The sequence below is a fragment of the Streptomyces sp. NPDC006265 genome, from assembly GCF_040613555.1.
Lineage (GTDB): Bacteria > Actinomycetota > Actinomycetes > Streptomycetales > Streptomycetaceae > Streptomyces.
Window position 1 is genome coordinate 1 of the sequence record NZ_JBEXSH010000183.1, and the last position, 12,001, is coordinate 12,001.

The window sequence follows — 12,001 nt, forward strand, 5'->3', positions numbered from 1 at the left end:
GCAACGCCGCCTGGACGCCTGGCAGCACGAGGACGCCGCCGTGCGGGCCGTCCTCGCCGAGGCCGACACGGCAGCGGCGGCCCGCGAACCGCAGGCCGACCTGGAATCGGCCCGGCAGGCCGCCGACGCGGCGGACCAGCGCCTGCGCGACGCCGCCTCCGCCCACGACGCCGCCGGCCGGCGCTGCGCCGAACTCGACCGGCTCTCCGCCCGGGCGACCGCCTCCGTGCGCCGGCTGGCGCCGCTGCGCGAGGAGTACGACCGCGTCGCCCGCATGGCCGGCCTCGCCGCCGGCACCTCGGCGGACAACGAACGCCGGATGCGCCTGGAGTCGTACGTCCTGGCGGCCCGGCTCGAGCAGGTCGCCGCCGCCGCGACCGTCCGGCTGCGCCGCATGTCCTCCGGCCGCTACACCCTCGTCCACTCCGACGACCGCACCGGGCGCGGCCGCAGCGGACTCGGACTGCACGTCGTCGACGCCTGGACCGGCCGTGAACGGGACACCGCGACCCTGTCCGGCGGCGAGACGTTCTTCGCCTCCCTCGCCCTCGCCCTCGGCCTCGCGGACGTCGTCACGGACGAGGCGGGCGGGGTGCGGCTGGACACCCTCTTCATCGACGAGGGCTTCGGCAGCCTCGACGACCAGACCCTCGACGAGGTGCTCGACGTCCTCGACTCCCTGCGCGAACGCGACCGGAGCGTCGGCATCGTCAGCCATGTCGCCGACCTGCGGCGGCGGATCCACGCCCAGCTCGAAGTGGTCAAGGGCCGGTCCGGGTCGACGCTGCGGCAGCGCGGCGCAGGCTGAGGTCAGCGGGCCGGGGGAAGGGGCGAGGAGCGGGCAGGAAGGCAGTCGGACTGGCGGCGCCCACACCGGCGCCCTCGCTGACCACGACGGCGCCGCGGCCCCGGAGGCCGCAGCGCGCACGATGTCGTCCGAGTGCCGGGAGCCTGCACGCGGTGGTGGCCGCCGGAACGAGGGCCCGTCTCTCGGGAGGCTGATGTCCGGGCCCGGTCGACGTGCAGACGCACCGTCCGGTACGAGGATGTCGGCTCGAGCGCGAGCCGACTACCGACGCCAACCGGGATGCGGCCACGTCGAACGGGGAACAGCGGTCCACGTGGTGAACGCCAGGACGGGCGGGTCCGGGCGGGGCGGTGGCCGCGTCGCAGGTGAAGTCGTTCAGGGGCTCACCGGGCGGAGGCGGGGAGGGCCTGCTGGTCCGCGAGGGCGATGGCCAGGGCTCCGGCGGCCGTCGGGTGCAGTGGAGCGCGGTCGGTCGGTGACTGTACGTAGGGCTGAGCACTGCACAGGCCATGGCCCGCGAAATCGGGCTTCACCGGTGTGAAGCCGGCGGTCTCGGCTCCTTGCCTCAGGACGGAGTTGAGTGCGGCCAGCCGTGAGCGCAGCACCTGCACCTTCTGCCGGGTGAGACCTTCTCCGCGGAGGCATCCGACGTCGGCGCCGAAGGGGTCGTAGTACTCGTTGATCAGGACTGTGGGGTGCTGGGGGAAGGCGGCCAGCCGGCGCAGGAGGGCTCGGTAGTCGAGGGTGAACCGGGCGAGGCGGTTCTGGAAGAAGGCGGTGGAGGCCCGGTCGTCACAGCTGGGGGAGGCCGCGCAGAGTCTGACCAGGTCCGCCCAGCGCACGTCGTTGGCCCCGACACTGACGGTGATGACGGATGCCTGTGTGGCTCGTTGTGCCTGGGCGAACTGCGGCGGGGCCACCTGGTCACCGACGATCTGCACACCGAGGATGCCGTCACGGATCGTGGCGCCGGAGCAGGCGAGGTGGAGCAGGTGCCAGTCATTGGCTCTGGCCAGCGCCCGTGGGTAGGAGTCCGCGCTGCGTCGGCATGCCCTGTCCAGCTGGTCAGGGTCGGGCAGAGGGCCGTTTCCGATGCCTGCCGCGGTCGAGTCGCCCAGGGCCACCACCTGCACGGAGCCCAACGGCGGTGTATCGGCCTCGGGCACGGGGGCCTGGGGGCTGTCGCCGACGAGGTCCTGGAGCGACCGCACCTCCCGCAGCGCCTGCGGGGTGTCCGAGGCCAGCAGGTAGAAGCCGATGGCGTTGACCGCCGCGACCAGGGCGACGCCGCCGGCCAGCACGCGGGCGGTGCGACGTGGAGGCATGCGGCGCAGGCCAGTCCAGGCGGCCAGGGGCAGCAGCACCAGCCCGGCGGCGATCGCGGTCTCCCAGGCGCCGTAGCGGAGCCAGCCGGCCGCCAACTTGCGGCCAACCTCCAGGGTGAGCTGTTCGTGGTCGCCGGAGCGCAGCAGCCGGGCCACCTCGGCGTCCTCCTTGATGTGGGTCAGCTGCAGCCGGGGCCTGATCGGCCCGTCGAAGTGCGGCTGAGTGGGGAGGCTTTGGCCGAACAGGTCGAGCCGGCCAGGACCGGACAGACTCCACTTCAGCGGCGCTGCGCCCACCCGCACCGTCTGGCCGGCCGCCGACACCGGTTGCAGCGGCGTGATCAGCACCGCCAGCCACACCGCGGCCAGGGCCAGTGCCGCCAGCCCGAGGAGATAGGCGAAGGCGACCGCGACCCTGCGCCGCTTCCTGCCGCCGTCGCGGGGTGTCGGTGGCTTCCGCTTGAATTTCACTACTCCCGCTCCCGTCCGCCCGTCGTGGTGTGGACAGCGGTTGGTGAGGATGTGACGCAGGGCAGGAGCACGGTGCGTGCCCCTGAGGCCCTCGCGTAGGAGTGGGCGGGGAGAGGCAAGCGGACGGCTGCCCAGTGCCGGTGACCGCCCATCCTGCGCTCACTTCCCCGTGGGTGTCACTCGTCCGGCGAGGGCGAGGTCAGGCCCGGTTCGTCGGTTGCTTGCCTGTCGACGTAGGTGGGGATCTGGGAGTGGACCTGCAGTGCGACCTCGCCGGCTCGTTCGAAGCGCAGGGTGATCCACACGTAGTCCCCGCCGCGGATTCGCTGGTGCAGGTCCCTGAGCAGCAGATGAGCACGTCCCTTCTCGAACTCGACGAGTTTGCCGGTGGGTACGCCGACCGGGCCCCGCACAGCGCCGTCGGCGCTCACGATGTCCACGGACCGTGCGACGGTCGTCTCCGCGCCGAGCAGCCTGTCGGGGCGTTGTCCCTGGTTGAACAGCCAGAGGTAGAAGGGAGCGTCCTCTCCCTCCGCCCATGGGCCGTCGGGGGGTTCGGCGATGTGCGCGTAGCGGATCAGGACCGGTCCGACGCGGGCGTTGGCGCCCGGTGGGTTGTGCGTGATGTCGTCGTCACCGGCGCACCCCGTCGTACCCATGGCGGCGAGACAGCCCGCCAGGAAAAGGGCGAGCACCCTCCGCCGCGGACGCGTCATCCTCGCAGACATCCATACCACCCATTTCTTTCGTGGTTCTCGCGGCACACTGCCGCCGCTTACAGGCATGCCACGCCCACCACGGCCAGGGCGCACGTCCTCGGCCAGACGGCGGACGCGCAGGAACAGGCAGCGAATGGCGCGAGCGGAGGGGCGGGCAGTCGACCCCGCCCCCCGAAGGCGCGCTGTGCCACGGCCTTCTGGACGGCTGACGGCCACCGCGCCGCGAAGGGATCGCCACGGGCGGTGGTGCCCTGTGCAGCGCCCCGTCGGCGCGGCGCCACGGAACGCCGGCGTCCCGCTCTCGGCGGGCCCAAAGCCGCGTCCCACCGGTGCCACGCGGCACCGTGAGGGGACGGCTCCTCCTCATGACGATGGCTGCTCGGGCGGCGGGGGATCGTTGTTTCCACTCGGTCGGGGGGCAGGACGGGTGGCCCGCCGGGCGAGTATCAAGCCCGCTGCCAGGGATCCGGCAACGCCTGCGGCCATGTCGGCGATCGTGTCCTCGTACCCGACCCGGACCTGTGCGTCGAAGACGTCCGTTGCCAGCCATTCGTACATCTCCCAGAGGGAGGCGACCATGGCACCCAGAGCGGTGGTGATCAGGGGGACGGAGGCGGGCCGCAGGGCTCGGTCGCCTGGTGAGGGCAGCAGCTGCCAGCGTGCGAGAAGTAGGTGCAGGGTGGCAGCCACGGTGCCCGGGGTCACGGCGTGCACGACGGTGTCGTACCAGTCGGTCACCCGGTACCACTGGAAGACCGACGACCAGGCCGCCCAGGTCAGCGCGGCGCACAGCAACAGGTCCAGCAAGGCGGGAAGCCGGATGAGGCGGGGTACGAGCAGGGCCAGGAACAACAGCGTCAGAATGACGGCCCCGTCGTGCCCGCTGAAGAGCACGTACACGACGCTGCCGAGCGCCAGGATCCGGATCGCGTCGGCGGTAAGCCGCAGGGCGCGAGGACGAGCGATGGCCACCGTGGGCGAGTTCCCCAAGGAACATCCGGCAGTCATCCGGACGCGGGCCGGTGCCGCCCACGCCGATGAGTGCGGGCTGCGGGGAGCGCAGGGATAGGACGGGAGCCGTGGGGGGACTCGGAGGATCCGGTGGCGTGGCGGGAGGAACGGCGCATGCGTGATGAGCGGACGGTGGCGCGCCCTGCGGTGGTTGCGGTGCTGCTGTTGCTGGCCGCGACGGGGTTCGTTCTGCTGCTGTTCCTGGTGCGCGGTGAGTGGGGCCCGCTGCGGCGGCTGGATCAGGCGGTGGCCGACGGTCTGAACGGTGCCGTGGCCGGCCATGGGGTGCTGGTGAGAGCTCTGCGGGTGGTCACCGACCTGGGCGGCAGCCCGGCCCTGGCCTGGGTGACCAGCGTCGGTGTCGCGTGGCTGCTGCTGCGCCGTCAGGTGCGGGCGGCGCTGTATGTGGTGGCGGCCGCGGTGGGCGCCTGGATCCTGATCTCGCTGGTCAAGGCACTCGTGGGTCGGCTCAGGCCGGTCGTCGAGGAGCCCCTGGGAACGCCGTCGGGCTTGAGCTTTCCCAGCGGGCACGCCCTCAGCTCCCTGGTGTCCTACGGCGTGCTGCTGCTGGTGTTCCTGCCGGTGATGAACGGGAGGGTGCGCCGGGTCGCCACTGCGGTGGCGGTCGTGCTCGTCGTGCTGGTGGGGTTCACCCGGATCGCGCTCGGGTTGCACTACCTCAGTGACGTCGTCGCGGGCTGGCTGCTGGGCGCGGTCTGGCTGGCGGTGACCGCCGTGGCGTTCCGGCACTGGCCGCGCGAGCGCCTGTGGGGTCACCCGCTGCCGCAGGCCGCCGAGGGCGGCGCCGTCGAGCGCTCCCGCGTTCCCTCCGCGCTGCCGGTGCTCGGTTCGGCCCGGGAACTGCGGCCGGTGCCCGAACGGCACGCCCATGTGCTGCCGCGTCCGCTGGTGGCCGGAACCGAACTGCTGGTGGCCTGGCTGCTGATCGCCGGCGCGCTCTACGGCCTGGGAGTACTGGTGGAGGATGCCGGAGCGGGCTCGGGGCCACCGGGCTGGGACCGTGCCGTGGTGCGCGACCTGGTCGACGTGCGCACACCGTGGCTGAACCATGTCTCCGAGGGGCTGCGAATCCTGGGCGGAGCGCCGGGCATCATCGCAGCGGTGGCGATCGTGGCGCCGCTCTCCGTGGCTGTCACCCGTAGCTGGCGGCCCCTTGCACTGCTGGCCCTGGGCTTGGTGGGGCAGATCACCCTCTTCCTCGTCACCGTGGCGCTGGTGGCCCGGGCCCGGCCCGACGTACCGCACCTGACCGGCGACCTGCCGCCCACGGCGAGCTTTCCCTCCGGCCATGTCACCGCCACCCTGACGCTCACGGTCTGCACGGCGATCATCGTCTTCAGAGCCACCGGCCGTATGTGGTGGCGGCTGACCTGCGTGGTTCTGAGCGTGCTGATCACGGCGGCGGTGGCCGTCGAGCGTCTGTACGCAGGCGCCCACTACCCCAGCGACGTGCTGGCCGCCCTGCTCCTGGCCGGGCCCTGGACCGCGGCCTGCTGGTGGGCCACGCGCCCCGCACCCGAGGACCGAGCGAGAGAACAGGCCACCCTGAACCCGGCGGAGCACGAACTGGAGCACGAGTGACGAAGCGGAGACGCTTCGCCCGGGTTACGGACCCAGGGGGTCAGCCGTGCACGGAGTACGTGTGGCAGCTGTGAGGCGGACGACCGCCAGCCCCAGCGGGAGAAGCCGCCGCACGGGTGTCGGTTCTGCGCTACGGTGCCTTTCCGCTGCCCCTCCCGTGGAGAGTGACCGCCCGCCCGTGGTCTGGATACCCGGGCTGGGAGCGATGGGAGCTCTGCTGCCGTCGGCACGCTGGTGCGCCGAGCACACGGCCTGCCACCTGCTCGACGTCCCCGGCTTCGCGGCCCCCGCCGAACGGGCGCCCACCCCGCCGCTGGTGGGGCCGCTCGCCGAGGAAGGCCGCGATGATCAGACCGGCGCCGGTCGCTGCGATCAGCAGGTCGGCCCGGCGGCATCGGACTGCGAGAAGGCGGCGGAAGCCGGTACCTCGGCCGGGACCGGCCAGGAGCCGATGACGTCGAAGCTGCCGGAGCGTCTGTCAGGGGCGGGCCAGGGATGACGGCAGGGGCGCGGGACCGGTGTGGCTCGGGTGAGACCGTCAGGACGGTGCGGACTCGGGGCTGGCGCTGTCCGGCGGCGGCCGGTCTCCGGCCGTGGTCGAGGCGAGGGCGGTGGCGACGTCACGGGGGTAGGTGCGCAGGGCGAGCAGTCCGATGAGGCCGGCGGCGAACAGGGGCAGCAGGGCCAGGAGGATGGCGGGCTCCAGACCCGCCGCGCGGCCGCCGCCGGTGGCGAGGGCGGAGGCCGTCGCGCCGAACAGCACAGGGGCGGCGAATTCCCCGCCGCTGCGTACGACGGTGCGGACGCCTTCGGCTCTGCCCCACAGGCCCGCGGGGACGATGTCGAGCCGGGCGGCGTCCAGGGGCGGGTTGGCGGAAGCGAGCAGCGCGCCGCCCACGCTGAGCAGGGGCAGGGCGAGCAGCGGTGAGGCGATGGCCAGCCCGGGTGCCAGTGCGATCGGCGCGGCAAGCAGGGCGAGGGACGGTACCAGGACCCGGCCGCCGGCATGTCCCCGGCGCAGGGCCCAGTCGGGGGCACGGGAGCCGATCATGAGTCCCGCCAGCATGCCGCCGCCCAGCACCAACGTCAGTCCGCTGGCGGTGCTCTTGCCGACGTCGTAGTGCTCGGTGACGTAGAGCAGGGCGAACGTGCGCACACCGGCGAAGAAGAACATGCCCAGCCCGGACGCCACGATGATCAGGACGACGGTACGGATACGCAGGACATACCGAAGCGCTGCCCCCACGGACATGGCCGAAGGGTCCTCGCGCAGCACTCTGTCCGGATACGGCTCACTGTCCGACGCAGCGGCGATCTGCCGGGCGGAGCCGGGGGGCGCGGTGGCCGCCTGTGTCTGCGGCGCTGCCCCCTGGTTCCCCGGGGCCCGCCGGCCGACGCCGTCGGGCAGACTCCCGTCTCCGGCGGGCAGCCATGCGCCACCACCGCGCGGTGGCTCGGGAAGGCGCCATACGGCCCAGGCCAGGGCTAGGCCCGGCAGAGCCAGCCAGGTGAAGGAGTAACGCCAGCCCACCAGCGCGCTGACGTTGGTGGACACCACGTACCCGATGCCGGTGCCCACGAGTTCACCCGCGAGGACGAACCCGTACAGCCGGGCCCGCTCGGAAGCGGGGAAGTAGTCGCCCATCAGCGAGGCGACGCCCGGCCCGGCGCTCGCCGTCACCGCCCCCAGCGCGATCCGTGACAGCACAAGCCACAGATACGACATCGCACCGCCCGCGAAGACCGTGGCCACACACCACAGGAGGATGCTTCCCGTCAGAAGCCGGGTACGGTCGACCCGGTCGGTCAGCACGCCCGCGGGTAGGGTGAACACCGCCCCGGACAGGGCCGTCAGAGAGATCAGCAGACCCACTTTCGTGTGCCCGACCCCGAAGACGCTCTCGATGCTGCCGGCGTTGATGGAGACGGTCGCCTTGTCCGCGCCGTCCAGAGCGATCACCGCGGCGAGCAACCCGACGATCCTGCCGCGCGCCCGCCCGCCCACCTCATCGGCCAGGCGGTGAGCCGCCGCTGAGGTTCCGCGCCGGACAGCCGCCCTGAGAGCTCCGGTCACGGTCGATCACTCACTCGCCGCCGGGGGTGCCGGGCCGGCACCCCCGATCCAGCTTCAGCCTCCGTACCGGGGGCTTTCGATCTGACCGCTGGTGAAGCGGAGGGTGCTCAGTGCCGGAGCCCGCGCGAACCGGGGCGGGCTCTGCGCGGGCTCGAAGCCTCACCGGCGCTCGCGGCGGGCGGTGTCGGCGACCAGGGCCATGGCGGCCAGGCCCAGGACGGCTGTCACCCCGCCCACGAAACAGTTGTTCCAGACGATGCCGGCCCGGGCACCGTGGTCAGCGGTGACCACCCAAGGGGACAGCACCAGCCAGGCACCGAGCGGCGCGACGACCCACGTCAGCGTGAGCATACGGCCGGGAGCCGTGGTCATGCCGAGGGCGATCACACTCACGGTGATGCCCACGATCAGGTTGTTGACGGTGATGTTGGGTTCGTTGGTGAAGTGGACGACCCAGGGTGAAATGGCGGCGTAGACGCCCGCCAGAAGGATGAGTCCCTCCAGGGCTATGGCCGGCCCGCTGGAGGCAGTGCGCTCGAACCGTTCCCGCATCTCGGCGAAATCCGGATGCGTGCGCATCTCACTTGACTGCTGCGGATACGACATGACCGTCGTCTCCTCTCCGTAAGGACTGCGGCTCCAACGAGGAGTCCCTCCTTATGACCGGTATATGCGGATCAAGAGAGAAAAATCAGTAAAAGTTTGGGAGGGTGGACGGAATGCGCCGTCGTAGGCATTGAGGGAGGGGCCGACGACCGTAGAGCCGGATGGACGGCCCTGGCGGCGGCTAGATGTTCTGTCCGGGGAGGTTGTGGACGGGTGAGCCAGGTCTCGGTTGAGGGATCTTGAACAGGTGAGGGCCTTCCGGGTTCGGTGTGGAATACGACACCACCGGCAGGACCGGGCACGCCTGCCGGTGGGGGCCCTCCGGGGAGCAGCCGGGCGGGTGAGCGCGGGGGAGAGCCGTTCTGCAGGGCGGCGAACGTGGGCCGTTCGACGGACGTCTGGTTCCGGTCCACCGTGTGTGGAACCTCTGTGACAGCAGCCGTCCGGCCGCTGCTCTCGTCCGCTGTCCACCGAGGTGACCATGCGTCTGCTTCTCGTCCACCCCAGTGCCCTGATGTACTCGGAGATCTTCCTGCGTCTGGAGCCGCTCGGCCTGGAACGGGTGGCCGGCGCGGCCCGGGACGCCGGTCACGAGGTGAGAGTGGTGGATCTGCAGGTGACCGGTGAGAGGGAGCTGGCCCGTGAGTTCTCCTCCTTCCGTCCGGACGCTCTCGGGGTGTCCTTGAACTACCTCGCCAACATTCCCGAGGCGATCGGCCTCGCGCATGCGGCCAAGCGCGCGCACCCGGGCTGCTTCGTCTTCTTCGGCGGGCACAGCGTCTCCTTCGTGGCCGAGGACGTGCTCGAACAGGCAGAAGGGGCCGTGGACGCGGTGGTGCGGGGCGAGGGGGAGCCGGCCGTCGTCTGCCTGCTGGCCGCGCTGGCGGACGGCGGCGTCCAGGACGTGCCGGGCATCGTCACAGCGCAGGGCCGCGGCCCCGAACCGCGGATGCTGCACAGCATCGACAGCCCTGTGCCGGCGCGCGACCTCACCCGCCACCGGCGCCGGTACTTCATCGGCGAACTGGATCCCTGCGCCTCGATCGAGTTCACCCGGGGCTGTCCCTGGGACTGCTCGTTCTGCTCCGCCTGGACCTTCTACGGCCGCAGCTACCGCAAGGCCTCACCCGAGGCAGCGGGCGCGGAGATGGCGGGCATCCGCGAGCCGAACGTGTTCATCGTCGACGACGTCGCCTTCATCCGGCCCGAACACGGGCACTCCATCGCCGCCGAACTGGAGCGCCGCAAGATCCGCAAGCACTACTACCTGGAGACCCGCAGCGACGTGCTGCTGCGCAACGAGGAGGTCTTCCAGCGCTGGACCCGCCTGGGGCTGAAATACATGTTCCTCGGCATGGAGGCCATCGACGCCGAGGGGCTGGACCTGTACCGCAAGCGGGTCACCCCCGACGACAACTTCCGGGCCCTGGAAGTGGCACGCCGGCTCGGGATCAACGTGGCGATCAACCTCATCGTCGATCCGGCGTGGGACGAGGAGCGCTTCCGTGTCGTACGGGATTTCGCCCTGGCCGTCCCGGAGATCGTGCACCTGACGGTGATGACGCCGTACCCGGGCACCGAGATCTGGCACACGGAATCGCGCAGGCTCACCACCCGCGACTACCGGCTCTTCGATATCCAGCACGCCGTGGTGCCCACCACCCTGCCCCTGGACGTCTTCTACCGTGAACTGGTCCGGACGCAGGCGGTCATCAACCGCAAGCACCTGGGGCTGCGCACCGCGGTGGGTGCGCTGCGCGTCCTGGGCGGCAACCTCGCCCGCGGACAGACCAACTTCGCCCGGATGCTGTGGAAGTTCAACCGCGTGTACAACCCCGCCCGGCAGCTGGCCGACCACCACCGCCCGGTGCGCTACGAGCTCCCACTGCCGCGCCACCTGGACGTCGGTGATCGTCGGCAGCTGTACGTCCACACCCGCCCGGCAGCCCGACGCGACAGCGGGCAGGCGGAATAGGCCCGAGTGGTTCAGAAGGTCCGGTGGCGCCATGAGGAGGAGGACGCCAGCCAGGTGGTGACTCGGCTGATGTCGGAGCTGGTGAGTACCCCGGCTACCCGGCCGTCCTCGACTGCCAGGGCGCGGTGTGCCGGACTGGCGTCCAGCTCGGGCAGAACTCCTACGAGCGGGTCGTCGGGGTGGGGTGTGGGGATGTCCTCGATCGGGATCATCACCGAGGTGACGGGGGCGCTTCGTGTCGCCTCGGGGGCCTCGGCGGCGGTCTTCACGGGTACCAGCCCGACGGGGTGCTGTTCGGCGTCGACCACGGGAAAGGCGGAGTGCCGGTAGCGGTACTCGGGCGCGGTGAGGAACTGGGCCACGGTGAGTGAGGCGGGCACGGTGACGGGGTCGTGCCCCATCGCCTGGCGCACCGCGACGCCGCTGAGCAGCTCCCGCAGCTTCGCCTGGCCACCCTCCGCGGTGGCCATGGCGATGAGGAACCAGCCGAGGATGACCAGCCAGAAGCCGCTGAAGAGCGCGCCGATCAGGAAGAGGTAGAGTCCGCCGCCGATCAGCACCCAGCCCAGCGCCCGTCCGGCGCCGGTCGCCACCGCGGTCGCGCGTAGCGGGCTGCCTGTCCTGCGCCACACCACCGCCCGCAGCAGCCGTCCGCCGTCCAGCGGGGCGGCGGGCAGGGCGTTGAAGACGGCCAGCAGGATGTTGATGCCCGCCAGCCACGCGAGTGTCTCGACAGCGAGTCCGGCACCGTCCAGAGCCGCGAACAGACCTGCGAGGAGCCCGAAGAGCACCCCGAGCAGCAGGCTGACCAGCGGGCCGACCCCGGCGATGCGGACCTCGGCGGCGGGTGTGGGGGCTTCGCTCTTCAGCCGGGCGATGCCGCCCAGGAGCCACAGGGTGATGTCGTCGACGTCCACGCCGTTGCGGCGCGCCACGAGGGCGTGGCTGAGTTCATGGGCCAGCAGGGACAGCAGGAAGACCAGCGCGCCGAGCAGCCCGGTGAGCCAGTACTGCCAGGGCGGCCGGTCCGGGTAGGCGTCGGGGAGCCGGCCCGCGAGCCCGAAGGCGAGCACGAGGAGGATGACCAGGACGCTCCAGTGCACGCCGATCCGGATGCCGGCCACACGCCCGAGAGAGAACGTCGCCTTCACAGCGGATGCACCTCCCTCACGTCCGCGCTCTGCTGATACGGGTTCCACGCGGCGAGGTCTTCATCCCTCGCCCGTTGCCCCGAGCGCGGGCCTGAGAACGTTCTGTGCGCCGCTGCCCGGCACATCCCGGTCCGGCCGACCTCTTGATCGACAACAGGGTCGGGCGCCGGCCTGCGAAGCCCCCTTCGTAGAGTGATCGGGGCCGGGCGCACGCCTCCGCGAGGGGACAGCCGGAGGTGCCACCCTGTTGGGCATCTTC

10 protein-coding genes are annotated in these 12,001 nt (G+C 71.7%); 4 read left to right on the plus strand and 6 right to left on the minus strand.

All coding sequences use genetic code 11. The features are described 5' to 3' along the window. Positions 1-808, plus strand: an 808-nt coding sequence (locus tag ABZ281_RS17270; protein WP_356656318.1) for an SbcC/MukB-like Walker B domain-containing protein, incomplete at its 5' end; no start/stop codon positions are given. Between the two features lie 383 nt (positions 809-1,191). Here the strand turns inward: ABZ281_RS17270 and ABZ281_RS17275 are convergent. From ABZ281_RS17275 to ABZ281_RS17285, 3 genes are all read right to left on the minus strand, one after another. Further along, complete coding sequence (locus ABZ281_RS17275; protein ID WP_356656320.1) at positions 1,192-2,604, minus strand: SGNH/GDSL hydrolase family protein; 1,413 nt, start codon at positions 2,602-2,604, stop codon at positions 1,192-1,194. Positions 2,605-2,780: 176 nt separating this feature from the next. Continuing rightward, the gene (locus ABZ281_RS17280) at positions 2,781-3,320 is read right to left on the minus strand and encodes a copper chaperone PCu(A)C (RefSeq protein WP_356656322.1); all 540 of its coding nucleotides are present in this window, start codon (positions 3,318-3,320) and stop codon (positions 2,781-2,783) included. A 366-nt stretch (positions 3,321-3,686) separates the two neighbouring features. Beyond that, on the minus strand, positions 3,687-4,295 hold the full coding sequence (locus tag ABZ281_RS17285) for a hypothetical protein (protein WP_356656324.1): 609 nt from the start codon (positions 4,293-4,295) through the stop codon (positions 3,687-3,689). 153 nt (positions 4,296-4,448) lie between these two features. Between ABZ281_RS17285 and ABZ281_RS17290 the strand changes: the two genes are divergently transcribed. Continuing rightward, positions 4,449-5,936, plus strand: a complete 1,488-nt coding sequence (locus ABZ281_RS17290) for a phosphatase PAP2 family protein (RefSeq protein ID WP_356656326.1) — start codon at positions 4,449-4,451, stop codon at positions 5,934-5,936. A 178-nt stretch (positions 5,937-6,114) separates the two neighbouring features. Further along, on the plus strand, positions 6,115-6,435 hold the full coding sequence (locus ABZ281_RS17295; protein ID WP_356656328.1) for a hypothetical protein: 321 nt from the start codon (positions 6,115-6,117) through the stop codon (positions 6,433-6,435). Between the two features lie 39 nt (positions 6,436-6,474). Here the strand turns inward: ABZ281_RS17295 and ABZ281_RS17300 are convergent, their stop codons facing one another. Next, on the minus strand, positions 6,475-8,010 hold the full coding sequence (locus ABZ281_RS17300; RefSeq protein WP_356656330.1) for an MFS transporter: 1,536 nt from the start codon (positions 8,008-8,010) through the stop codon (positions 6,475-6,477). A gap of 159 nt (positions 8,011-8,169) precedes the next feature. Then, positions 8,170-8,616, minus strand: a complete 447-nt coding sequence (locus tag ABZ281_RS17305; RefSeq protein ID WP_356656332.1) for an SPW repeat protein — start codon at positions 8,614-8,616, stop codon at positions 8,170-8,172. A gap of 481 nt (positions 8,617-9,097) precedes the next feature. Here ABZ281_RS17305 and hpnR point away from each other — a divergent pair, with 481 nt between their 5' ends. After that, positions 9,098-10,591 carry a hopanoid C-3 methylase HpnR gene (hpnR, locus tag ABZ281_RS17310; protein WP_356656334.1) on the plus strand — a complete coding sequence of 498 codons (1,494 nt, stop codon included), beginning with the start codon at positions 9,098-9,100 and terminating at the stop codon, positions 10,589-10,591. Between the two features lie 11 nt (positions 10,592-10,602). On the opposite strand, the gene ABZ281_RS17315 is transcribed toward hpnR, so the two are convergent. After that, entirely contained in the window at positions 10,603-11,742 is a 1,140-nt protein-coding gene (locus tag ABZ281_RS17315; protein ID WP_356656336.1) for a site-2 protease family protein, read from the minus strand. Positions 11,743-12,001: the final 259 nt, after the last annotated feature.

Excerpts from the sequence above, each read along its gene's own strand:
- ABZ281_RS17280 (WP_356656322.1), bottom strand. The coding sequence starts at position 3,320 with ATGACGCGTCCGCGGCGGAGGGTGCTCGCCCTTTTCCTGGCGGGCTGT.
- ABZ281_RS17290 (WP_356656326.1), top strand. The coding sequence starts at position 4,449 with ATGCGTGATGAGCGGACGGTGGCGCGCCCTGCGGTGGTTGCGGTGCTG.
- ABZ281_RS17305 (WP_356656332.1), bottom strand. The coding sequence starts at position 8,616 with ATGTCGTATCCGCAGCAGTCAAGTGAGATGCGCACGCATCCGGATTTC.
- hpnR (WP_356656334.1), top strand. The coding sequence starts at position 9,098 with ATGCGTCTGCTTCTCGTCCACCCCAGTGCCCTGATGTACTCGGAGATC.